Source organism: Butyrivibrio sp. XPD2002, assembly GCF_000423945.1.
GTDB lineage: Bacteria > Bacillota > Clostridia > Lachnospirales > Lachnospiraceae > Butyrivibrio.
In genome coordinates, this window is record NZ_KE384117.1 from 9,932 (window position 1) to 35,412 (window position 25,481).

Below are 25,481 nucleotides of genomic sequence, written 5' to 3' on the forward strand. Positions count from 1 at the left end.
GATATCGAGAAGATGATGGCAGAGATGGGCGTTGCAGCAGAGGCAGATCAGCCTGTTGCAGAAGAAGCTCCTGCAGTTGATATGCCCACTGTTGAAGAGACACCTGCGGTTGAAGAACCAGTTGCAGAAGCAACACCAGAAATCGCATTAGAAGATATACCTGAGGTAGAGGTGCCTGCAGCAGAGGAAACACCTACTGTTGAAGAGATGCCTGCAGCAGAAGAACCAGTTGCAGAAGCAACACCGGAGATAGCATTAGAAGATATACCAGAAGTAGAAGCACCTGCAGCAGAAGCAGGATCGGAAGAGATGTTACCAGAAGACATCGAGAAGATGATGGCAGAGATGGGCGTAGCAACAGAGGCAGAACAGCCTGCTGCAGAAGCACCAACACCCGAGACAGCAGAAGTTGCACCTGACATTGACTTGGGTGATCTGGCAGGAGAAGTAGCACTTGAGATGCCTATAGAGGAATCTCAGTTAGATGAAGTAGCACCAGAGATACCTCTGGAAGAGGTATCAGAAGAAGCAATGCCGGAGATTAGTCTGGAGGATATTCCAGCAACAGAAGAAGCACCGGCAGCAGAGGAGGCTCCGATGGCAGAAGAAGCATCCTTAGATAATCCTGAATTATCATTAGATGAACCCGCCGCAGATGATGCGGCATCAGAAGAGATGTCTCCTGAAGACATCGAGAAAATGATGGCTGAAATGGGCGTTGATACCGAAGAAGCGGCAGCAGGTGAAGCTTCTGCTGAAGGAGAAGCAGCCGCGGCAGAGGAAATGCCGGAGATTAGTCTGGAGGATATTCCTGCAGAAGAGCCTGCTGCGGAGGAAGCTCCTCTTGATGAGATAGCTGTTGATGATCTTTCTCCGGAAGACCTTGGAGAGCCCGCTGGTGAAGAGCCCATGCCGACTGCTGATGAGGCAGAGCTGGCAGATGCCTTTGCAGAGTTCGCTGACGCTATGAATGAAGGCGGAACAGAGGGCGAGGTTGCAGCTGAGGAATCAGATATTGATTTTGAATCAGTCAGCGCAGAGCTAGATGACCTGTTAAAGGATTCAGGAGAAAATCTTGATGACGTAGCTGAGGACGGCGAAGACATAGGCGCCGATATGGATCTCGACAGCATGCTTGAAGATCTTGGCGGAGATTCTTCGGAAGCGGAGGCAGGAGGAAGTGAACCCGCTGATGTTGAGATGCCTGATCTTGATGCGATCATGAACAGCCTTGCAAGTGATGATGCCGAGGACGTTGAAAGCACCGCTCATATTGATGAAAAAGAGGGAGCAGGTGCTGAAGAGATAAGCCTCGACGATATGGGCCTTGATGCAGGCGGATTGGATGAAGGCGGCGCAGAGGGAGAGGATGTAAATCCCGAAGATATTCTTGGAGCGATGGGAGAAGAAGGTCTTGATGATATCGGACTTTCAGATGATATTCCTGATCCTGATGAAGTCAATGACAATGGCGGAGATTATGATGATATTGCTCTGAGACTTTCAGGAGAAGAACCTGAAGAGGGCGAGGAAGGCGGCAAGAAAAAGAAGCGCAGACCTAATATTATCTTCCTTATTTTCGCTGCACTTTTCAAAGTACTCACACAGACAGATGAAGACCTGAATCCGAAGTCTGCGGAGGACGAGCTTGCAAGTCTGACAGATGAGAACCAGCAGGTTCTTGATGAGCTGGCAGCAGAGGATGGCAAGAAGGCTAAGAAAGAGAAAAAGAAGAAAGAAAAGAAGCCGAAGGAAAAGAAGCCGCCGAAGGAAAAGAAGCCGAAGCCGCCGAAGAAGGAAAAGCCGAAGAAGGAGAAGAAGCCGAAACCGGATGACGGCGTTCCGGAGAAGGCACTTGCACCTAAGAAGGTTGCAATTGCTATGCTCTTTGCATTTAGTATTGGCGTTCTGTTTTCACTTCCTGCACTTCTTCTTCCGGGAAGAATTATCATGGGCCGCGCAAACAGTGCATTTGAGAAGCAGGATTACGCGACAGCATATAAGCTTTTATATGGAAAACAGCTTAACGAAGAGCAGAGTCTTATGTATCATCAGGCCAGAGTAATGACCAGTGCGCAGTATTATTTCAATGCTTACAAGAGCTATAAAGCCATGAAAATGGAAGATGAAGCATTGGATATTTTGCTGATAGCAATGAAGACAAAGGATTCGATAATGGGAGAAGCTGAAGAGTTTCAGGTTGTCAATGAGGTTCAAAGCGTGTATTCTAATATCGAGTCGACGCTCTCTTCTGAATATGGACTGTCTTCTCAGGATATCGCAGAGATAAATGAGATTAAGACTAAGCCTGAATACACGAGACGTATAATGGAAACTACTGGAACAATAGAACTTATAATGCCGGAGTGATAGATGCAGAGGTCGACATCAAAAAAGGAGATGCCTACTGATGCTTGCAATAATTGACTACGATGCCGGTAATATAAAAAGTGTTGTTAACGCTTTTAAGTTTTTGGGAACAGATGCTCTCGTAACCAGAGACCCCAAGGAGATCATGAAGGCAGATCGCGTGATCCTGCCAGGAGTTGGTGCCTTTGGCGATGCGATGAGAAAACTGGAAGAATATAAACTTACGGAGGTCATCCGCGACGTAGCTGGAAGCGGAACACCGTTTATGGGAATTTGCCTGGGCTTGCAGCTCCTGTTTGATTCAAGTGATGAGTCAGAAGGAGTTTCGGGTCTAGGCATTTTGCGTGGTAAAATAAAAAGAATTCCGGATAATGGCGTGTTGAAGGTTCCTCAGATCGGATGGAACAGCCTGACATATCCTAACAAGGGTAGACTTTTTAAGGGAATAGATGAGGATTCTTACGTGTATTTTGTCCATTCCTATTATCTTGATGCTGATGATAAGAGCATAGTAACAGCGACAACCGAGTATGGAACTACAATAGATGCTTCTGTTGAAAAGGGAAACGTCTTTGCATGCCAGTTCCATCCGGAGAAGAGCGCAGAGGTCGGAATGGAGATTCTGAAGAATTTCCTCAGTATTTAAATAGAAAAGGAAAAAACATGCTTACTAAGAGAATAATCCCATGCCTCGATGTTAACGATGGCAGAGTTGTAAAAGGTATAAATTTCGTCCAGCTTCGCGACGCAGGAGATCCTGTGGAAGTAGGTAAGGCATATTCCAAGGCCGGAGCGGATGAGCTTGTCTTTCTTGACATCACGGCTACATCAGATGCCAGGAATACAGTAGTTGATCTTGTACGAAAAGTGGCTGAGCAGATTTTCATCCCCTTCACTGTGGGTGGCGGTATCAGAAGCGTAGAGGATATTAGAGCCGTACTCAGAGAAGGTGCTGATAAGGTTGCGATAAATTCAGCTGCGATAAACAGACCTGACCTTATTACAGAGTCAGCTGAGAAGTTCGGATCACAGTGCGTGGTTGTTGCGATTGACGCCAAGAGAAATGATAAGGGTGGCTTTAGTGTATATAAAAACGGCGGAAGAATAGACACAGGTCTTGATGCCATTGAATGGGCCAAGGAGGCAGAAAGACGTGGTGCCGGTGAGATCCTTCTTACAAGTATGGATGGAGATGGCACGAAAGACGGCTACGATCTTGAACTTACAAGAGCAGTAGCAGATGTTGTTTCTATTCCGGTTATTGCTTCAGGCGGAGCAGGTAACTGCGAGCATTTCTATGAGGCGCTCACACAGGGCGGCGCTGATGCAGCGCTTGCAGCTTCTCTTTTCCACTACAAGGAGCTTGAGATAAGCGAGGTTAAGGAGTACCTGCGAGATAAGAACGTGCCTGTAAGACTTTGATTGTTTAACCGGAAGACAGACACGCTGATGTGAAAACAGCTTCAGGCATTCGATAATATGAAAGAAGGGTGTGATTTTTTATGCCGATGATCTCCAATGACTGGCTTCCTGCGTTGAAGGAAGAATTTGGCAAGGATTATTATAAAAATTTATATAAATTTGTACTTGATGAATATCATTCCAAGGTGGTTTATCCACCTGCGGATGATATTTTTAATGCACTGCATCTTACACCTTTAAAGGATGTAAAGGTGCTGATACTGGGGCAGGACCCCTACCATGAGCCGGGACAGGCACACGGCTTGTCATTTTCGGTGCTTCCCGGACAGGACGCCCCGCCGTCTCTTGTGAATATTTATGCTGAACTGAAGGATGATCTTGGCTGCTATGTCCCAAATAATGGATATCTGAAAAAATGGGCAGATCAGGGAGTACTCCTTCTTAACACAGTTCTCACGGTTAGAGCACATGCTGCTAATTCTCATAAGGGAAGGGGCTGGGAGCACTTTACCGATGCAATCATCAAAGCTCTTAACGAGCAGGACAGACCTATCGTGTACATGCTTTGGGGAAAGCCTGCACAGTCTAAGATGGCTATGCTTGACAATCCCAAGCACCTGATTCTTACTGCGCCTCATCCAAGTCCGCTTTCAGCGTATCGTGGATTCTTTGGCTGCAAACACTTTTCACAGTGCAATGAGTTTCTCAAGGCTAACAATCTGGAGCCGATAGATTGGCAGATTGAGAACATTTAATGATGATTTTTTCAAAATAATATTGGACACAAATACTTTTTCGTGATAACGTAGTAAAGTGAAAAAAGTTTCCGAGTATTAGCTCTGGATAATTACAATATAGAGAACAGGAGAGCATGAGGATATTATGAAAAAAGCATTCGTAACTAAGCAGCAGGTTGAAAATATTGCAAAGACTTACCCAACACCGTTCTATTTATATGACGAAAAGGGAATTGTGGAAAATGCGAGAGCCGTAAAGAAGGCGTTTTCCTGGAACACTGGATTCAGGGAGTATTTTGCTGTAAAGGCTACACCTAACCCGATGATCATGAAGTTATTGCAGGCTGAGGGGTGCGGTTTTGACTGTTCTTCAATAACAGAGCTTATGCTCAGTAAGTCTATTGGTGCTACCGGCGAGAGCATCATGTTTTCATCAAATGATACTCCTGCAGAGGAGTTCGTCTATTGTGACAAGATTGGTGGCATCATCAATTTTGATGATATTACACATATCGAGTTTGCAGAAGAGGCACTGGGAGGAAAGCTTCCGGAGACAATAAGCTGCAGATACAATCCGGGCGGAGTTTTCACCATGAGTAACGGAATCATGGATAACCCCGGTGATTCAAAATATGGAATGACTAAGGAACAGCTTTTTGAGAGCTTCAGAATCCTTAAGAGTAAAGGTGTTAAGCGCTTTGGTATTCACGCTTTCCTTGCAAGTAATACAGTAACAAATGAGTATTATCCCACACTTGCAGCTCAACTTTTTGAGCTTGCTGTCGAGCTTGAGAAGGAGACAGGAGCTGATGTATGCTTTATCAATCTTTCAGGAGGTGTAGGAATCCCTTATGAGCCTGATAAGACAGGTAATGATATCGCAGTTATCGGGGAGGGTGTTCGTAAGGAGTACGAGAGAATCCTTGTTCCTGCAGGAATGGGTGATGTTGCTATTTACACAGAGATGGGACGCTTCATGCTCGGTCCTTATGGTGCACTTGTTACCAAGGCTATCCATGAAAAGCACATCTATAAGGAGTACATCGGTGTTGATGCCTGCGCAGTTAACCTTATGAGACCTGCTATGTACGGCTCATATCATCACATCACTGTTCTTGGAAAAGAGGAGGCTCCTCTTGATCATGTATACGACGTTACAGGATCACTTTGCGAGAACAACGATAAATTCGCGATAGACAGAAAGCTTCCCAAGATTGATATGGGAGATTATCTTTTTATTCATGATGCAGGTGCACATGGCTTCGCAATGGGGTATAATTACAACGGCAAGTTGTGGTGCGCTGAACTCTTATTAAAAGAGGACGGTAGCGTAGAGCAGATCAGAAGAGCACAGACTCCCAGAGATTACTTTGCGACTCTGGATCAGTTGCCTATGTTTTCCGAGCTTGACAAAATTATGAAGGAATTTGAGTAAACTAGAAATGGACGTTATTCAGGATTTTATTACTGAGTGCAAGCTTTCCGGTCACATGAGCCAGAATACGGCAAAATCCTATCAGTGTGACCTCAACAAATTACAGGATTATTTAAACGAGCATAACATTACCGAGGTATCGGGAATAACTGAGAGAGTATTGAAGGATCATCTGGAAATACTCTCACAAAAAGGATATTCACCTGCCACGATGGCAAGGAATATCGTATCAATAAAGGCCCTGTTTAAGCACCTCGTAAAGGGTGAGATGGTAGCTATAGATGCTTCAGAGAATCTGGTAGCACCGAAGGTAGAGCTGCCTAAGGCTAACGTACTTACAAGAAAACAGATAGAAGACCTGATGAATATGCCTGACACAAGAACCGCAAAGGGACAGCGTGATTCAGCCATGCTCGAGCTGATGTATGCTACAGGAATCAAGGTATCAGAGCTTATAGCTGTTAAGGTCTCAGACATCGATATGCAGCTTGGTAATATCGAGTGCAGGAGTGATAAAAAGGATAGGACTATTCCTTTTGATAAGAGAACTAAAGAGGTTTTACAGAGATATCTTCAGGATGGAAGAAGACATCTTATCAAGAGTACAGATGAAGAGCTTCTTTTCATAAATTATCAGGGCGATGCCATGAGCAGACAGGGTGTGTGGAAGCTTGTTAAGGGATATGCCAGTCAGGCACAGATAAAGGTGCCGATAACACCTGAAGCATTAAGACACAGCTTTGCAGCTCATCTTGTTGAGCGTGGTGCTGATATAGAGGCTGTTCAGATCATGATGGGACATGTCAGCCCTGTATCTACTGTAAGATACGCAAGAGAAAATCGTGATTATTTAAGAGACGTTTACGACAGGACGCATTGATGCCGTCGTTATAAGTAACGTACTTAGGAGAACAAAAATCCCCAGCATTTATATGCTGGGGTAAATTTTTGTCTGTATATTTATCTCATAGGAATTGAGCTTCCTTTTTTATACAAGATCTGCAATATCAAGAAGAAGTCTCTCTGTATCTTCCCAACCAAGGCAGGGATCTGTGATGGATTTTCCATAAATACCTTCGCCGATCTTCTGGCAGCCTTCCTCGATATAGCTTTCGATCATAACACCCTTAACAAGGTCGCGGATGTTGTTGTTCTGGCTTCTGGAGTGGAGTACTTCCTTGACGATACGAATCTGCTCCTTGTACTTTTTACCTGAGTTATTGTGGTTTGCATCAATGATCGCAGCAGGATTCTTGATGTCTCTCTCTGAATACAGATAAGCGAGAAGACTTAAATCCTCGTAGTGGTAATTGGGCTGTGACTGACCGTGCTTATTCTGTGAACCACGAAGTACGCAGTGTGAAAGGGGATTACCGTTGGTCTTAACCTCATAGCCTCTGTATACGAAGGAATGAGGAAGCTGAGCTGCATATACGGAATTGAGCATTACGCTTAAGGTTCCGCTGGTAGGATTCTTCATTCCTGCAGGAACGCCAAATCCGCTGGCAACCATACGGTGCTCCTGATCCTCAACTGAACGAGCACCTATTGCTACATATGAAAGAATATCTTCAACATAGCCCCAGTTCTCAGGGTAGAGCATCTCATCGGCAGCAGTAAGGCCGGACTCCTCAATGGCACGGATCTGCATGTGACGCATAGCGATGAGACCTGCACGGAAATCGGTCTTTCCCTCAGGATCGGGCTGGGATGTGATACCCTTGTAGCCTTCACCGGTTGTTCTGGGTTTATTGGTATAAACTCTGGGAACGATGATCAGCTTGTCCTTTACCTTCTCGTTTACCTTAGCAAGCCTTGAAACATAGTCGCAAACAGCATCTTCATTATCTGCTGAGCAGGGACCAACAATTACCATGAACTTATCGCTTGCACCTGTGAGAACATCAGCAATCTGTGCATCGCGATTTTTCTTAAGCTCAGCGAGCTCCTTCTTAAGAGGGAATTCATCTCTTATTTCCTCGGGAGAGGGAAGCTGCTGTATATACTGAAAAGACATAGTGATAATACCTCCGAAAGTTCTATTTATAATAAGTAATGATACAGAAAAAACATTTCGTTTTCCACTATACCACGTTAAAGTCTGAAAGTAAACGCATAAAAATTCATTTTATTAAAAAAGTATAAATTATTTCGCTCTTAAATCTTGATTTATTTTTTAAAAGTTTAATAAAAAATAATCGAATTTTTGATAATTGAAGACTTCGAATATGATAAGATTTATATAGACACATGAAGAAAAAATCTGCATTTTTACAGAGATAATGAAAATTGTTTTTTGGAGAATGCGATTTCCTAGATTCATTTACGAGGGGGTCTGATTATGTGGAAGAAAATGTCAATAATGGCTAAGATGCTGGTAGGAATTATCCCTATTGTAGCTATCGCAATGATTCTGATGACTTATGTCAGTGTTACTCAGAGTAGTGCGCTTATCCAGGAGCAGACTGAGGAGAGAAATAATGCCATAGTAAATGGCAATATTGCTACGGTTAAAGGCTATCTGGATGAGATAAAGGCTACGGCAATAGGGCTTGCTGAGACCGTTGGCGGCACCTATCAGACGGCTACCATGGAAAATTATAAGGACGTTTTTTCAAACGTTCAGAATGATAATGACATGATATCCGGTGCCGGAATATGGTTTGAGCCCTATGCATATTCTGCAGAGGAAGAGTATCAGGGACCTTATTGGTATAAGGATGGTAGTTCAATCGTGGAGACATGGGATTACAGTAACGCTGAGTATGATTATATCAACCAGGAATACTATACCAATGCAAAGGCTCTTCAGAAGGGAACTGCAAAGATAACAGATCCATATTATGATCCTACTTCAGGAACAATCATGTCCACATGTTCAGCTCCTATTTACAATCCTTCAGGACAGTTCATCGGATGCGTGACTGTAGATCTGGTGCTCGATTCTATTTCAGGAATCGCAGAGGCTATCAAGGTTGGGGAGACCGGTTCAGCGATCCTTACAACTTCTGATGGTACATATCTCTATACTTCAGATAGCAAGAAGGTTTCTGATGGAGCAAACATTACAGCAGATGAGAATGCATCTCTTGCATCAGCCGCTTCAGAGGTTCTGGGAAAAGAATCCGGCCAGGCAAGATTTGAGGAAGCAGGAAAATTCATCATTATTACATTCGGAACTATTCCGGATGTAAACTGGAAGCTTATGATCAGAATGAATCAGGATGAGCTGGAGAAGAAGGTTAATTCTCTTCGACTTGTAATGATTTCAATTCTTATCGCAGCACTGCTTATAAGCTCAATTGTAGTAATTCTTCTTGTACGTGCTATTTCAAAGAACCTTGCAAATGTTAAGAAGTTTGCAGGCGCTCTTGCCAGCGGTGACTTTACAGTATCAAAGCTGTTTAATAAATCAGGTGATGAGCTTGGTCAGATGAGCGATTCACTTAATAATATGTACGAGTCTAACCGTACCGTAATAAGTCAGATTTCTGATGAGTCTGAAAATATCAGTACCGCAAGCTCATCACTATCATCCATGGCTAATGAGCTTTCAAGCCAGTTTGAAAAGATTCAGAGCAACATGTCAGGTGTTAACGATGCGATGATGTCTTCAGGCGCAGCAACAGAGGAAGTAAGTGCTTCTGTTGAGGAAGTAAATACTTCAGTTCAGAGTCTTGCAGAGGTCAGTGAAGAGAGCCTTGCAGCAACCAAGGAAATTATGGTAAGAGCTCAGGAGATTGAGCAGAGCAGCCAGAAGGCTTATGACAATGCAATCAACATCGCTCAGGAGAGAAGCAGAGAGCTTGCTGAGGCTTCAGAAAAGGCAAAGGTTGTTGAGGAAATCAGCAACATGGCTCAGTCCATTGCTGAGATCGCAGACCAGATCAACCTTCTGTCACTGAATGCATCCATCGAGGCTGCAAGAGCAGGAGAGCATGGTAAAGGCTTCGCGGTTGTTGCATCTGAGATCAACAAGCTTGCAAGCGATACTGCAGAGGCAGTTCAGCAGATCCAGACAACAATTGATGGCGTACAGGATGCTTTCAAGACATTGACAGACAGTTCACAGGAACTCCTTGGATTTGTCAATGATACAGCAGCACCTGATTATGAGAATTTCGTTCACGTAGCTCGTCAGTATGGCGATGATGCTCAGTCGTTTGGCTCTCAGTCTGATAGGATCTCTCAGATGGTTGAGAATATCAGAAATGCAATGAACGAAGTAAACAACGCTATCCAGAACATCGCAGAGTCCACACAGGAGACTGCATCACACAGTTCGGATATTACAGATTCCATCAATACTGTTGCTGATGTAGTAGAAAATGTCAGTGACATGTCTACGAAGCAGGAGGATATCGCTGTTACTCTTGATGGAATAGTTAAGAACTTCAAGCTCAGATAATATAAGAAAAAATGTAAGAATACGAAAAGACCGCTCACATAAGTGAACGGTCTTTTTAACTAGCAGGGGAAGCAGGATTCGAACCCGCATGAACGGTTTTGGAGACCGCAATACTAGCCATTGTATGATTCCCCTATCCTTGACGCTTTCTGTCGCCAACGAATGAAATTATAGCATAGAGAAAAAATAATGTAAACAGTTTTTTTAAATAAAAACAAATAGTAAAATGCAAAGTATATGTTAGCAAACAGGAGGCGTTATGAAAAGGAGATTTTTAGCGGGAATTCTGGCAGGAATGGCTATCTGCTGCACCATCGCAGGATGTGGTAAGAAGGCTACAGAGCCTGTAGATAATAAGGCAGAAGAAGCTGTAGAAGAAAAAGAAGAGAAAAAGACAGAAGAAGCCAAAACAGAAGAAAGCAAAATATATGGGGATCCAATAGATGATGTATATAGAACAACCTATGAAATATTCGTCTATTCCTTTTATGACAGTGACGGTGACGGAATCGGAGACCTCCAGGGAGTTATAGATAAGCTGGACTATATAAATGATGGCGACCCAAATACAAATGATGATCTTGGGTGTAACCAGATCTGGCTCATGCCGATATGCCCATCTACAACCTATCATAAATATGATGTAACAGATTACTGTAACGTGGACCCGGAGTACGGAACCCTGGATGACTACAAGAAGCTTGTGGAGGAGGCTCACAAGCGCGGGATCCGTGTGATAAACGATACGGTAATGAATCATTCTTCGTCCCAGCATACCTGGTTTAAGGAAGCTACCGAATATCTTAAGAGTCTTCCCGAGGGCGCAGAGCCAAACGCTGAGGAATGTCCATACATTGATTACTACCACTTTTCAAAAGAGCCACAGACTGGCTATGAGCAGGTTCTGGGTGCTGACTGGTATTATGAGTGCCAGTTCTGGTCAGAAATGCCTGACTTAAATCTTGATAGCGAGGCTGTTCAGAAGGAGTTTGCTGATATAGCAAAATTCTGGATAGATCTTGGCTGCGACGGCTTCAGAATGGATGCGGTAACACAGTTTACTACTGATGACATAACTATGAGTACTGAGCAGCTCTCCAAGTTTGTGGATGCGGTAAAGGCGATAAATCCTGATGCCTATATCGTTGGTGAAGCCTGGACTGCTTCAGGCGGCTATGCAAAATATTATGCCAGCGGAATAGATTCTCTCTTTGATTTTGATTTTTCAGGAAGTGAGGGAATCATATCAAAATGTGCCAAGGGAAAAGCTGATCCCGTGAGATATGTGCAGGCACAGATTGATGAGGACGAATTATACGCTTCATATAATGAAAACTATATCAACGCTCCTTTTTATACAAACCATGACATGGCAAGAAGCGCAGGCTATTACACCGGTAAAAAGGCTAAGGACGGCGTTAAGGTTTCAGGCGCCCTTAATCTTCTGATGAGCGGCAATGCCTTCATATATTATGGCGAGGAGCTTGGTATGAAGGGTTCCGGTAAGGATGAGAATAAGCGAGCTCCCATGCAGTGGGCTGCTGAAGGCACAGAAGGAATGACCAAGGGACCTTCTGGAATGGACAGCCTTAAGATGTCCTATGGCAGTCTTGAAGAGCAGAAGGATGATCCTGATTCAATTTACAATTATTATAAGAAGGCAATTCACATAAGAAACGGATTCCCTGCCATTGCCCGCGGTAAATGTACTATTCTTGAAGGACTTTCCGGAGACAGAAACGTAGTCTGGATAAAGGATGGAACAGATAAAGTGCCAGAGGGTACTAAGGGGGCAAAGGTTCTTATCGCATTCAACAACGGTGATGAGCCTGCAGAAATCGATCTTAGTAAGGATCAGGGTGCTGATGGCTACAGAAATCTTGCCACAACACTGGTTACTGGTGAAGAGGATATAACTCTTGAAGGGGACATACTTACGGTTCCTTCATTTGGAATAGCGATTCTTACTGATGAAAGCTGATAGAGGAAAATGACTGGAAAATAATATGGGAAAGAACACAACTGAAAATTCTAAAAAGCTGTACAAGACATATATTTTTGATTATTACGGAACACTTGTTGATATTAAGACAGACGAGAGTAAGCCTGAGCTCTGGAAGCATCTGGCCGGAATATATTCAGCATATGGCGCAGATTATACACCTGAGGAGTTGCAGAAAAAGTACTCTGAGCTATGCGAGGCAGAGGAAGCACATCTTCGAAAGATTCTGAAGGTATGGGAGCCCAACATGGAGCTTGAGTACCCGGAGATTTTGCTGGAGAGAGTATTTGCAAGACTTCTTACGGAAGCAGAAAATCACCATGAGACCGCTGCTACTATCGAAGGAAAACCGGTAAGACTTTTATCTGCTGATGATATTGCAGACAGTGAGTGGGCATATATGGTTAGCAATACCTTCAGGATAATATCAAGAGAATGGTACAGATGCTATCCCAACACAATAAGTACGCTTAAGACTCTTAAGGAAAATGGCTGCAAGCTATACCTTTTATCCAATGCTCAGGGAATTTTTACAAGGACTGAGCTGGAGATGGCAGGAGTCTTGCCATATCTTGACGGAGTATATATTTCATCTGATAAGCAGATCAAGAAGCCGCAGCCTGAGTTTATGGAGAAGCTCATAAAGGAATTTGATATAGACAGAGAATCCGCAGTTATGGTAGGTAACGAGATGAAATGTGACATGGGAATCGCAGCTGCCTGCGGACTTCCGGGAGTGTTCCTCAATACCTTTGGATGGAGCGATAAGAAGATCGAAGAAGAGATGAAGAAAATAAATGTGACAACAAAAAATGTGAGAGTCGTCGCAGACGGCGATATCGCACATCTTCTTGACTGACTCTCACACTGATTACTTACGCTTTTTCTTTTTGGGCTTGTTTATTAGCGGCCTGAAAATTGTGTTCATTCCTGTCCAGCCCAGGATCCTTGTGATGATGATACCTGTCAGGACGCCGCAGCTGTCAATGATGACATCTCTTTTCTGAGGTGATCTGCCTGAAATAAAGGACTGATGGTACTCATCCAGGCAGGCGTATCCCACGCAGATTATGCCTGCGACCAGAACAAGTGGGAATCCGCGAAGTCCGTAAACATACAGCGGGAATGCGACGCTTATTGCAAGCAGAAGATATTCAGTAAAGTGCGCAAGCTTCCTTATATAAAATTGATAGAATTCACTTAGCTCTGAGATGTGATCAGGAGTCCAGCCCTTATCAAGAACATCATTGGTCACTGTAAGGACCTCGACACCAACCTTGTAGCTTAGGGCAGAGCTTTCGTCACCGCTTTGACCTGAAAAATTAAAGATCAGGCACATCATGACAATGGCCGGTAAAAAGGACATTGGCTTTAATACAAATCTAAGTGTTTGCTTTATATATAGAAGAAAATATTTCATAATAAACTCCACATGTGCATTTTAGTTAGCACCAAGTATAACTCAAAAATTTTATTTGAACAAATTGCATCTATACATTTTTGCTTCTTATGTTATAATTCATTGAGATAAAACGTTCCGCAAGATTTTACCTTTTATTAAGAAGTAAAATTCTAATGAATGCGAGGGGGCAGTCATATGTTTGAAGGAAAAGACGGCGAAAACAGTGTAGAGGATATTATTTCCCGCTATAAAGATGATGTGGCAACTCTGGCTCCATATATATCATGGCTTAAGGAACACACTAAGCAACAGGTAGCCGAGACCTATTCTAACAATGAGTTGGCTAAATCAATTCCGTTTCCTGTTTATGATTCAGAACTGCTTAGTTTTGTAAAACAGGCACAGCAGACCAATATGATCGATCGCAATTATTCCTATGTATATAGTAGGAATCATATTGCAACCTATAAGGATGAGCTTATTTTTATAAAGAATGCTGAGATAATGGATATGGATGACCTTGCGGGAATTCTTTCAAGATATATTCTTGAAGGGCAGACAAAAGGCACTGTATGGGCAGAGGGTGTTTACACCGGAGTCCTCTATGAGCTTATTTTCAAAATGGATGACCTTATTCATTTTTGGGGAACCATGTCTTATTAAATGCAACACAAACGGTAATAATTATTTTTTCAGGAGTTTTTTGAATGAGTGAGAAGTCTGCTCAGAAAAGAAAATACATTCTGGAAAAAGCCCGCGAGGTTTTTGCAGAAAAGGGATTCAAGAACGTCACCATGAAGGATGTCGTAGAAGCTTGTGACATCAGTCGTGGGGGGCTTTATCTCTATTTCTCATCTATTGAAGAAATCTTCCTTGCCGTATTATCCGATGAGACCGATGATGACGACGATGAGGCTGTTGTCAAGGCTCTTAATAATGACGCTACTGCCGGCGATATGCTGGCTCTTTTCTTGAAGGAACAGAAGAAAGAGATTCTTCGCAAGAAGAATAGTCTTGTTATTGCTTCCTATGAGTATTTCTCTAATAAGGATATGCCCGTTCAGGATAATCCTCTGCGTAAGCAATTCGACGCAGGAGTTCAGATAGTTCAGACTTTAATTGAAAATGGTGTACGTTCAGGTGAATTCTATTGTGCTGATCCGTACGGCTGTGCCCGCAACCTCATGTACGTGGTTGAGGGTCTTAAAGTATCCGCTAAAACTATTGGTGTTAGTGAGGCCGCGGTTGACCGCGAATTGTTATATATATTAGAGGGGTTAGTGCCCGCAGATAATTAATGCTTCAAGATTTTCTTGGAGCGTTTTCTATATTTGGAATAATAATAATTTACCCAGGAGGAGATTTATGAGCAACGTCAGACGAGTCTATGTTGAAAAGAAGGCACCCTACGCCGGAAAGGCTAAGGAGCTCCGCAAGGAGATCAAGAGCTATCTTGGTATTAAGAGTGTGACAAAGGTGAGAGAATTCATCCGCTATGATGTGGAGAATATTTCCGATGAGGTTTTTGAAAAGGCCTGTACAACAGTTTTTTCAGAGCCACCTGTTGATATCCTTTATCGCGAAGAGATTGAGATTCCCGAAGGAGCTTTGGTTTTCAGCGTTGAGGCACTTCCCGGACAGTTTGATCAGAGAGCTGACTCTGCTGTTCAGTGTGTACGTTTTATAAAGGGAGACGAGGAGCCGGTTATCCGTACAGCTGTTACATACATGCTCATGGGTGACATCTCTAAGGACGAGCTCACAAAAATAGAAGAGTACGTCATGAACCCTGTTGATTCAAGAATCGCTGACGAAGAAAAGCCGGAGACTCTTGTTGATAATTTTGAGGAGCCCGCAGACGTTAAGATTCTCGATGGCTTCAAGGATATGGCAGAGGATGAGCTCAAAAAGCTCTATGAGTCCTTCGGACTTGCCATGACATTTAACGATTTCAAGTGGATTCAGCAGTATTTCCACGATGATGAAAAGCGCGATCCTTCAATGACAGAGATTCGCGTTCTTGATACATACTGGTCTGACCACTGCCGTCATACCACCTTCGGAACAGAGCTTAAGAATGTAAGCTTTGGTGATGGCTTCTACGCAGCACCTATCAAGGCTTCCTATGATAAGTACTTAAGCGCAAGAGAGGATGTTTACGCTGATCCGGAGAAGCGTGAGGAGAAGTTCATCTCCCTTATGGACATCGCTCTTATGGGTATGAAGAAGCTTAAGAAAGACGGAAAGCTCACAGATATGGAAGAGTCTGAGGAGAACAATGCATGTACAGTAGTTGTACCGATCGATGTTGATTACGGCAATGGCCCTGTAAAGGAAAACTGGCTTGTATTCTTCAAGAACGAGACTCACAACCATCCTACAGAGATCGAACCCTTCGGTGGCGCTGCTACATGTCTTGGCGGTGCTATAAGAGATCCGCTTTCAGGAAGAGGCTATGTATATCAGGCTATGCGTGTTACCGGTGCAGCTGATCCTACAGTACCGGTTGCAGATACACTTAAAGGAAAGCTTTCACAGAAGAAGCTTGTTCGCGGGGCTGCTTCAGGTTATTCAAGCTATGGTAACCAGATTGGTCTTGCTACAGGCTATGTAAAGGAAGTTTATCACCCCGACTACGCTGCAAAGCGTATGGAGATCGGTGCGGTTATGGGTGCTGCTCCTCAGGAGCACGTTATCAGAGAGTCATCTGATCCCGGAGATATCATCGTACTCCTTGGCGGAAGAACAGGACGCGATGGCTGCGGCGGTGCAACAGGTTCATCCAAGGCTCACACAGCAGATTCAATCCTTACCTGCGGAGCTGAGGTTCAGAAGGGTAACGCACCTACAGAGCGTAAGCTTCAGAGACTTTTCAGAAGACCTGAGGTTTCAGAGCTTATTAAAAAATGTAACGACTTCGGTGCAGGCGGTGTATCCGTTGCTATTGGTGAGCTTGCAGACGGTCTTGATGTAGATCTTGATAAGGTTCCGAAGAAGTATGCAGGTCTTGACGGAACAGAGCTTGCAATCTCTGAGTCACAGGAGAGAATGGCAGTTGTTGTTGATCCTTCTCAGGTAGATAAGTTCCTTGAGTATGCTGCAGAGGAGAACCTTGAGGCTGTTAAGGTTGCGGTTGTAACCGAGGAGCCCAGACTTGTCCTTAAGTGGAGAGGTAAGAAGATCGTTGATATCAAGCGTTCATTCCTTGATACAAACGGTGCTCACCAGGAGACTGAGGTTGAGGTTCTTATTCCTAAACAGGACGAGAACTATTTAGGAAAATACGCATGCGAGGCAGCAGGCAAAGCACTTGCAGAAAACGATGTTAAGAAGGCATGGCTTGCAGAGATGGAAGACCTCAATGTCTGCTCACAGAAGGGTCTCGTTGAGATGTTCGACTCTTCAATCGGTGCAGGCACAGTAACAATGCCTTTTGGTGGAAAATATCAGCTCACTGAGACACAGGCTATGATCGCAAAGCTTCCTGTTCTTGGTGGTAAGACAGATACAGTAACAATGATGGCTTACGGCTTTGATCCGTACCTTTCATCATGGAGCCCTTATCACGGAGCTGCTTATGCAGTAACAGAGTCTGTTGCAAGAATTGTTGCAACAGGTGGTGATTATAAGAAGCTTCACCTTACATTCCAGGAGTACTTCCAGAGAATGACTGCTGACAAGACAAGATGGAGCCAGCCTCTTACAGCACTTCTTGGATCCTTCGAGGCACAGCTTAGATTCGGTATTGCTTCAATCGGTGGTAAGGATTCAATGTCAGGTTCCTTCTTCTACGAGGGTGACGAGAAGAGAGCATCAGGCGAGATCAACGTTCCGCCTACACTTGTATCCTTTGCTGTAGATGTAGCAGAGGGCAAGGATGTTATTACTCCCGAACTCAAGGCAGCAGGCGACTGGCTTATCGAGCTTCCTATCGACAGAGATGAGTATGACCTTCCTGATTATGAAAAGGTTATGGCTCGCTATGATGAGATCCATGACCTTATGCAGAAGGGCTATGTAAAGGCTGCTTATGCAATCGACTGCTACGGTGTTGCAGCTGCAATCAGCAAAATGGCATTCGGTAACGGCTTCGGTGTGAAGATTGCAGAATGTGTTAAGCATGAAGATCTCTTCACAAACAGAATCGGTAACATCCTTCTTGAGGTTCCTGCTGATAAGGCCGGTGATGTTCTGGCTCTCAGAGAGGCAAGAGAGATCGGTTATGTAACTGATGACGGCAAGTTCACAATCGGTAATGTAGAGATTTCCGAAGAGGAAGCTCTTGAGAACTGGAAGAACAAGCTTGAAAAGGTATTCCCTTCAGTAGCACCTGTTTCTGAGGAGGATACAGAGAGCGCAGATAAGAAGAGCATCTTCGAGGATGGCGCTTTAACAAAAGAATATAAAGCTTCAGATATATATGTATGCAAAAATAAGACAGCAAAGCCCACAGTTTTCATTCCTGTATTCCCCGGAAGTAACTGTGAGTACGACTCAGCTCAGGCATTTGAGAGAGCAGGCGCTGACACAATCGTTAAGATCTTCAGAAACAGAAATGCTGAGGATATCGTAGAGTCAGTTGCTGAGTTCAAGAAGGCTATAGAGCAGGCACAGATCATCATGTTCCCCGGCGGATTCTCAGCTGGTGATGAGCCTGACGGAAGTGCTAAGTTCTTCGCAACAGCTTTCCAGAACGAGAGCATCAAGGAGGCTGTAAATGACCTTCTTCAGAACAGAGATGGTCTTGCACTTGGTATCTGTAACGGATTCCAGGCTATGATCAAGCTTGGCCTTGTACCTAACGGACAGATCACAGGTCAGAACCCTGAGAGCCCGACACTGACCTTCAACACAATCGGACGCCACATCTCAACAATGGCTTATCTTAGAGTTGTAAGCAACAAGTCACCCTGGATGCAGGGCGCTGAGCTTGGCGGCGTATATGTTAACCCCGCATCTCACGGAGAGGGACGTTTCGTAGCACCTACAGATGTTCTTAAGAACCTCTTCGAGAACGGACAGATCGTAACACAGTACTGTGATCCTGAGGGTCAGGTACATCTTGATAACCTCTGGAACATCAATGGTTCCTACATGGCAGTTGAGGGTATCACATCACCTGACGGACGCTGCCTTGGTAAGATGTGCCACTCAGAGAGACGCGGCGACGGCGTTGCAGTGAACATCTTCGGTGAGCAGGATATGAAGATATTCGAGAGCGGAGTTAGATACTTTGAGTGATAAGCTATTTGCAAGCGCAAGTTTGAGTGCATGCTTGCATGCAAATCACGTATTAAAATATTCAGGAGGAGCGAATGAAAGCATTTTTGATTTTGGAAGATGGCACCGTTTTTAAGGGAAAAGCCATTGGCGCCAAAAGGGAAGTTATAAGCGAGATAGTTTTTAATACTTCCATGGCGGGCTACACAGAGGTGTTCACTGATCCGTCCTATGCAGGACAGGCAGTTTGCATGACTTATCCACTTATTGGTAATTACGGTGTTTGCAGAGATGACATGGAATCTGAGCGCATATGGCTTGATGGAGTTATCGTAAGAGAGCTCTCAGATGTGGTATCTAACTTCCGCTGCGACATGACAGTCCAGGAATTTCTGGAAGAATATGATATTCCCGGCATAGAGAGAATAGACACACGTAAGCTGGTTCGCATCCTTCGTGAAAAGGGAACCATGAACGGAATGATCACAACTGACGAGAATTACAACATTGACTCGATCATTCCGAGGCTCAAGGCCTATAACACAGGAAAGGTTGTTGAGAAGGTTTCCTGCAAGGAGATAAAGAAGATAGAAGGCAGCAGGGACCTGGCTGAAAACGGACCTCTTTCCGGAAGTGCTGTATTTAAGAAAGAGGATTATGAGGCAGCGCTTAAGGGAGACCTTAGTAAGCGCGAAAAACGCCCCAGCATAGTAAAAGAGTTAAACGGTAAGGGACTTAAGGTTGCACTTCTTGATGTAGGTGCAAAGGACAATATAGCAGCTTCACTTGCAGCAAGAGGATGTGACGTTACAGTTTATCCTTCTGATACCACAGCAGAGGAGATGCTCAAGGATAAGCCTGATGGAATCATGCTCAGTAACGGCCCCGGCGATCCGAAGGAGTGCACGGGAGTTATTGAGGAGATCAAAAAGCTTTATGCATCAGATGTTCCGATCTTTGCCATCTGCCTTGGACATCAGCTTATGGCTCTTGCAACCGGCGCTGATACCTATAAGATGAAATACGGTCACCGCGGTGGTAACCACCCGGTTAAGGACTTGGAGACCGGCAGGGTTTACATTTCATCACAGAACCACGGCTATGTAGTTGACACTGATAAGCTTGACCCGAAGGTTGCCGTGCCTGCTTTTGTGAATGTAAATGATGGAACAAACGAGGGACTTAAGTATGTGGGCAAAAACATATTTACAGTTCAGTTTCACCCCGAGGCCTGCTGCGGCCCTCAGGACAGCGGATACTTATTTGATCGTTTTATTAAGATGATGAGGAAGGATGCATAATGCCAAAGAATAAAGATGTGAAAAAGGTTTTGGTCATAGGTTCAGGCCCGATTGTAATCGGACAGGCAGCAGAGTTCGACTATGCGGGAACTCAGGCTTGCCGCTCACTGAAGGAGGAGGGAATAGAAGTAATTCTTGTTAACTCCAATCCTGCGACCATCATGACAGATAAAGATATTGCAGATGAAGTTTACATTGAGCCCCTTACAGTCAAGGTTCTTGAGCAGATCATTGAAAAGGAGAAGCCTGACAGCGTACTTCCTACACTGGGAGGACAGGCAGGACTTAACCTTGGAATGGAGCTTGCTGAGTCAGGCTTCCTTGCAGCTCATAATGTAAAGCTTCTTGGAACAACTGCTGAGACAATCAAGAAGGCTGAGGACCGCCAGGAATTCAAGGATACAATGGAGAAGATCGGCGAGCCCTGCGCAGCATCTCTGGTTGTACATAACGTTGATGACGGTGTGGCTTTTGCTGAGAAGATTGGCTATCCCGTAGTTCTTCGTCCTGCGTTCACCCTTGGTGGAAGTGGCGGCGGAATCGCACATAACAGAGCAGAGTGTGAGGAGATACTTGAAAACGGACTTCGTCTTTCAAGAGCTAACGAGGTTCTTGTAGAGCGCTGCATCGCCGGCTGGAAGGAAATCGAGTACGAGGTAATGCGAGACAGTGCAGGTAACTGCATCACTGTTTGTAACATGGAAAACATCGATCCCGTCGGTGTTCACACAGGTGACAGTATAGTAGTTGCACCTTCACAGACACTTACAGATAAAGAGTACCAGATGCTCAGAAGCGCTGCACTCAACATCATTGATGAGCTGCAGATCACAGGTGGATGTAACGTACAGTTTGCGCTTCACCCCACAAGCTTTGAGTATTGCGTAATCGAGGTTAACCCTCGAGTAAGCCGTTCTTCAGCGCTTGCTTCCAAGGCAACAGGATATCCGATCGCCAAGGTTGCAGCTAAGATCGCTCTTGGATATACACTTGATGAGATCAAGAATGCAATCACAGGAAAGACCTACGCAAGCTTCGAGCCTACACTTGACTACTGCGTAGTAAAATTCCCCAGACTGCCTTTCGATAAATTTATTACGGCAAAGCGTACGCTTACAACTCAGATGAAGGCTACCGGTGAGGTTATGAGTATCTGCCATAGCTTCGAAGGCGCTATGATGAAGGCTATCCGTTCACTGGAGCAGCACGTTGACTGCCTTACAAGCTACGATTTTTCAGAGCTTGATGATGATGAGCTCAAGGACCGTCTGACTGTAGTAGATGATCAGAGAATCTGGGTTATCGCAGAGGCTCTCAGAAGAGGAATGAGCCACGATGAGATCCATGATATTACCATGATCGACCTCTGGTTCATCGATAAGATCCACACACTTATCAAGATGGAATTAAAGCTCCTTAGAATCGGTGAAAAGAGCACAATCGCCCGTCATAAGGTTTCTGAGGAGAACGTCCCCGAATTTGAAGAGGCTAAAAAGCTTATCAGCTTTGATACACTTCTTAAGGCAAAGAGACTTGAGTATCCCGATAAGGTTATAAGCAGACTTACAAGATTTTCAGTAGACACTATCAAGACCTTAAGGGATTTCTACGGAATAAAGGCAGCCTACAAGCTGGTTGATACCTGTGCGGCTGAGTTTGCAGCTGAGACTCCTTACTACTACTCAGTTTACGGAGACAGTGATGAGGAGAACGAGGCAGAGGGCGAAGGCTCAGGTAAAAAGAAAATCCTGGTTCTTGGTTCTGGTCCTATCAGAATCGGTCAGGGTATCGAGTTCGATTACTGCTCAGTTCATGCAACATGGGCATTTGAGAAGGCAGGATACGAGACCATCATCATCAACAACAACCCTGAGACGGTTTCAACTGACTTTGATATCGCAGATAAGCTCTACTTTGAGCCTCTCACACCCGAGGATGTTGAGAACATCGTAAGACTTGAAAAGCCCGACGGAGCAGTTGTTCAGTTCGGTGGTCAGACAGCAATCAAGCTCACTCAGGATCTTATGAAGATGGGTGTTAAGATCTACGGTACAAAGGCAGAGGACGTAGATGCTGCAGAGGACAGAGAGATCTTCGACAGAATCCTTGAGGAGACAGGAATAAAGCGTGCTGAGGGTGCAACAGTATTCACAGCTGAGGAAGCAAAAGAGGTTGCCAACAGACTCGGATATCCCGTACTTGTTCGTCCTTCCTACGTACTTGGCGGACAGGGCATGCAGATAGCTCTTTCAGATCAGGAAATTGAGGAGTTTATTAACATCATCAACAGAATTGCTCAGGATCACCCGATCCTCGTAGATAAGTATCTGCAGGGTGTTGAGACTGAGGTAGATGCGGTTTGTGACGGCGAGAACATTGTAATCCCCGGTATCATGGAGCATATCGAGAGATCAGGTATCCACTCCGGAGATTCAATCTCAGTTTATCCTGCACAGTCACTTTCCGATAAGGTTAAGCAGACAATCGCTGACTACACAGCAAGACTTGCAAAGGCACTCCACGTAGTCGGACTTATAAATGTACAGTTTATCGCTGTAGGTGATGAGGTTTACATCATTGAGGCTAACCCCAGATCATCACGTACAGTTCCTTATATCAGTAAGGTTACAGGTATTCCGATCGTTGATCTTGCAGCACAGGTAATGATGGGCAAAAAGCTTGTTGACCTTGGATACACTCCCGGACTTCAGCCTGAAGCTGAGCACATCGCTATTAAGATGCCCGTATTCTCCTTCGAGAAGATCAGAGGAGCTGAGATCAGTCTTGGACCTGAGATGAAGAGTACAGGTGAGTGTCTTGGAATCAGCAAGTCCTACAGTGAGGCTCTTTACAAGGCCTTCCTTGGCGCTGGTATCAAGCTTCCCAAGCATAAGCAGATGATCATCACCGTTAAGGATTCAGATAAGGGTGAGGTTATAGAGATAGCAAGACGCTTTGAAAAGCTCGGTTATATCATCTATGCAACCAGATCTACAGCTGATACCTTGAATGAAAATGGTGTTAAGGCTCGTAAGGTAAACCGTATCAGCCAGGAGTCACCTACTGTCATCGACCTTATCCTTGGTCACAGAATCGACCTTGTTATCGATACTCCCACACAGGGACGTGACAAGAGTCGTGACGGATTCCTTATCCGCCGTACAGCTATCGAGACAGGCGTAAACGTAATCACTGCGCTTGATACTGCAAGAGCTCTGGTAACAAGTCTTGAGGATGCATATAAAGAGGATACACTTGAGCTTGTTGATATAGCTAAGATATGAGAACCTTTTTATAAAGAAAAACAGCATAATAAATAACGAAACGTGTCGGAAAAATCCGGCACGTTTTTTTGCAAAAAAATATTTTTAAACCCTGCAACATTTTCATAACGCCATCTGTATATAGAGTAGAACAGCAAAAAACAGTTACTTTTCAAAAGGGGAAAGGTAACAAAAGCAATTGCTATCGGAGGGAAAAAGTTATGAGAAGACAAATGAAAGTTACACCGGTTGTGCTAAGCACAATCATCGCAGCCAGCTCTATCTGCGGCTGCGGTAGCAGTAAGATGACAGAAACAGCTGCCACAACTGCTACAGAAACAAAAAGCGACAGCTCATACGAATATGAGACTGCAACAGAAGATTCTGCATGCTATGCCACTGAGGCATACGAGGAATGCACGGATATGTATTATCCCGAAGAGCCTCAGTATAACACAGAGTCCTACGAGAAGCCTGAGGAGAACGGTTATAACCTTGTTAGTACAAAGCCGCTTTCAACCTTCGCAGCTGACGTGGACACAGCCTCCTACTCAAACGTAAGAAGAATGATAGAGGATGGATACACTCTTTCAGAAATCAATACAGATGCAGTAAGACCTGAAGAGTTCATCAACTATTTTTCATACGACCTTAATAATCCTGAGGGAAATAATAAGTTCGGTATTACAACAGAAATTACCACCTGCCCCTGGAATGAGGATCATGAGCTTATGTTCGTGGGAATGAAGACAAGGGATATAGATCTCTCAGAGGCACCTGCAAGCAACCTGGTATTCCTGGTAGATGTATCCGGATCAATGGATGAGCCTGACAAGCTTCCTCTTTTACAGAAGTCACTCACAGAGCTGGTTAATTCACTTCCCGGAAAGGGCGTTATCTCAATCGTAACTTATTCAGGACATGAAGAGGTTCTTCTCGCAGGTGAGAGCATGAAGAATAAGAGAGAGGTCATAAATGCAATAGACAGTATGTCAGCTTCAGGATGCACAAACGGTGAGGCAGGAATCCAGAAGGCATATCAGATTGCAGAGGATAACTACATCGATGGCGGCATCAACAGAATAGTGATGTGCACAGATGGTGATCTTAATGTAGGTGTTGATAATCCCGATGACCTTGAGAAGCTTATTGAGGAAAAGAAGAACAACGGAATCTTCTTATCAGTACTTGGTTTTGGAACCGGCAATCTTAAGGACGATAACCTTGAGAGACTTGCAGATCGCGGCAATGGTAACTACTCATACATCGATTCACTTTTTGAGGGTAAGAAGGTTCTTGTAGATGAGATGGGGTCAACACTTGTTACAGTTGCAAAGGATGTTAAGCTCCAGGTTGAGTTCAATCCTGCAAGAGTTAATTCCTACAGACTGATCGGCTATGAAAACAGACTCATGAACGATGCTGATTTCAATGATGACACCAAGGACGGAGGTGAGATCGGCGCAGGACACAGCGTTGTTGCTCTTTATGAGATAGTTCCCGAGGGAAGTCAGGGTGCTATAAATCTTAAGTATCAGGACAAGTCTTCAGATGACAAGAGTGAGGAGAAGGCAGATGAGAATTCAGAGTTCTATTCAGAGTATGCAACAGTAAGTGTTCGTTATAAGGAGCCTGAGGCAGACAAGTCAGAGCTTTTTTCAATAGTTGTTGGCGATAAGGACTTCAGCGAAGAGGGCAGCGAGAACATCAGATTTGCAGGCCTTGTGGCAGAGTTCGCAATGATCCTTTCAGACAGCGAACACAAGGGAACAGCTACTCTTCAGGACATTATGGATGGCTACAAGCAGGTTGAGAACACAGATGAATATAAAGATGAATTCAATCAGCTTGTAAGAATGGTAGCAAAGCGCAGTTAATAGGTGATATACTAATACATGGCGACTTTTAGGGGAAGAGGGAG

At 44.4% G+C, this 25,481-nt stretch carries 16 protein-coding genes, 1 tRNA gene and 1 pseudogene; 15 read left to right on the top strand and 3 right to left on the bottom strand.

All coding sequences use genetic code 11. The features are described 5' to 3' along the window. The 6 genes and pseudogenes from G587_RS24805 to G587_RS0119680 form a co-directional block, all read left to right on the top strand. Positions 1–2,370, top strand: a pseudogene (locus G587_RS24805) (hypothetical protein); the annotation flags it as partial. Positions 2,371–2,410: 40 nt separating this feature from the next. Beyond that, positions 2,411–3,016 carry an imidazole glycerol phosphate synthase subunit HisH gene (gene hisH / locus G587_RS0119660; RefSeq protein WP_026493637.1) on the top strand — a complete coding sequence of 202 codons (606 nt, stop codon included), beginning with the start codon at positions 2,411–2,413 and terminating at the stop codon, positions 3,014–3,016. Positions 3,017–3,033: 17 nt separating this feature from the next. Beyond that, positions 3,034–3,792 (top strand): imidazole glycerol phosphate synthase subunit HisF, encoded by a 759-nt coding sequence (hisF, locus tag G587_RS0119665; protein WP_026493638.1) that lies wholly within the window; start codon positions 3,034–3,036, stop codon positions 3,790–3,792. Positions 3,793–3,872: 80 nt separating this feature from the next. Further along, a complete protein-coding gene (locus G587_RS0119670) occupies positions 3,873–4,547 on the top strand; it encodes a uracil-DNA glycosylase (RefSeq protein WP_026493639.1) in 675 nt (224 codons plus the stop codon). A gap of 124 nt (positions 4,548–4,671) precedes the next feature. After that, on the top strand, positions 4,672–5,964 hold the full coding sequence (locus G587_RS0119675) for a diaminopimelate decarboxylase (RefSeq protein ID WP_026493640.1): 1,293 nt from the start codon (positions 4,672–4,674) through the stop codon (positions 5,962–5,964). Continuing rightward, positions 5,957–6,844, top strand: a complete 888-nt coding sequence (locus G587_RS0119680; RefSeq protein WP_155829633.1) for a tyrosine-type recombinase/integrase — start codon at positions 5,957–5,959, stop codon at positions 6,842–6,844. The genes G587_RS0119675 and G587_RS0119680 overlap by 8 nt, the downstream gene beginning before the upstream one ends. Before the next feature lie 108 nt (positions 6,845–6,952). Here the strand turns inward: G587_RS0119680 and G587_RS0119685 are convergent, their stop codons facing one another. Further along, positions 6,953–7,981 carry a 3-deoxy-7-phosphoheptulonate synthase gene (locus G587_RS0119685; RefSeq protein ID WP_026493642.1) on the bottom strand — a complete coding sequence of 343 codons (1,029 nt, stop codon included), beginning with the start codon at positions 7,979–7,981 and terminating at the stop codon, positions 6,953–6,955. Between the two features lie 324 nt (positions 7,982–8,305). Here G587_RS0119685 and G587_RS0119690 point away from each other — a divergent pair, with 324 nt between their 5' ends. Beyond that, the gene (locus G587_RS0119690) at positions 8,306–10,372 is read left to right on the top strand and encodes a methyl-accepting chemotaxis protein (RefSeq protein ID WP_026493643.1); all 2,067 of its coding nucleotides are present in this window, start codon (positions 8,306–8,308) and stop codon (positions 10,370–10,372) included. A gap of 63 nt (positions 10,373–10,435) precedes the next feature. On the opposite strand, the gene G587_RS0119695 is transcribed toward G587_RS0119690, so the two are convergent. Further along, a tRNA-Trp gene (locus G587_RS0119695) sits at positions 10,436–10,507 on the bottom strand. 124 nt (positions 10,508–10,631) lie between these two features. Between G587_RS0119695 and G587_RS0119700 the strand changes: the two genes are divergently transcribed. Together G587_RS0119700 and G587_RS0119705 are read left to right on the top strand one after the other, a co-directional pair. Next, entirely contained in the window at positions 10,632–12,353 is a 1,722-nt protein-coding gene (locus tag G587_RS0119700) for an alpha-amylase family glycosyl hydrolase (RefSeq protein WP_026493644.1), read from the top strand. Positions 12,354–12,378: 25 nt separating this feature from the next. After that, positions 12,379–13,233, top strand: a complete 855-nt coding sequence (locus tag G587_RS0119705; RefSeq protein WP_051201179.1) for an HAD family hydrolase — start codon at positions 12,379–12,381, stop codon at positions 13,231–13,233. A 12-nt stretch (positions 13,234–13,245) separates the two neighbouring features. On the opposite strand, the gene G587_RS0119710 is transcribed toward G587_RS0119705, so the two are convergent. Continuing rightward, positions 13,246–13,794 (bottom strand): VanZ family protein, encoded by a 549-nt coding sequence (locus tag G587_RS0119710; RefSeq protein ID WP_026493646.1) that lies wholly within the window; start codon positions 13,792–13,794, stop codon positions 13,246–13,248. Positions 13,795–13,971: 177 nt separating this feature from the next. Here G587_RS0119710 and G587_RS0119715 point away from each other — a divergent pair, with 177 nt between their 5' ends. The 6 genes from G587_RS0119715 (at position 13,972) to G587_RS0119740 (ending at position 25,437) form a co-directional block, all read left to right on the top strand. Beyond that, on the top strand, positions 13,972–14,439 hold the full coding sequence (locus tag G587_RS0119715) for a hypothetical protein (RefSeq protein WP_026493647.1): 468 nt from the start codon (positions 13,972–13,974) through the stop codon (positions 14,437–14,439). Positions 14,440–14,483: 44 nt separating this feature from the next. After that, entirely contained in the window at positions 14,484–15,074 is a 591-nt protein-coding gene (locus G587_RS0119720; protein ID WP_026493648.1) for a TetR/AcrR family transcriptional regulator, read from the top strand. Positions 15,075–15,141: 67 nt separating this feature from the next. Beyond that, positions 15,142–19,017 carry a phosphoribosylformylglycinamidine synthase gene (locus tag G587_RS0119725; protein WP_026493649.1) on the top strand — a complete coding sequence of 1,292 codons (3,876 nt, stop codon included), beginning with the start codon at positions 15,142–15,144 and terminating at the stop codon, positions 19,015–19,017. Positions 19,018–19,091: 74 nt separating this feature from the next. After that, positions 19,092–20,297, top strand: a complete 1,206-nt coding sequence (locus G587_RS0119730; RefSeq protein WP_026493650.1) for a carbamoyl phosphate synthase small subunit — start codon at positions 19,092–19,094, stop codon at positions 20,295–20,297. Continuing rightward, positions 20,297–23,581: a carbamoyl-phosphate synthase large subunit gene (carB, locus tag G587_RS0119735; protein WP_026493651.1), complete on the top strand. Its 3,285-nt coding sequence runs from the start codon at positions 20,297–20,299 to the stop codon at positions 23,579–23,581. Before G587_RS0119730 ends, carB begins: the two co-directional genes overlap by 1 nt. A gap of 200 nt (positions 23,582–23,781) precedes the next feature. Then, positions 23,782–25,437, top strand: a complete 1,656-nt coding sequence (locus tag G587_RS0119740) for a vWA domain-containing protein (RefSeq protein ID WP_026493652.1) — start codon at positions 23,782–23,784, stop codon at positions 25,435–25,437. Positions 25,438–25,481 lie beyond the last annotated feature (44 nt).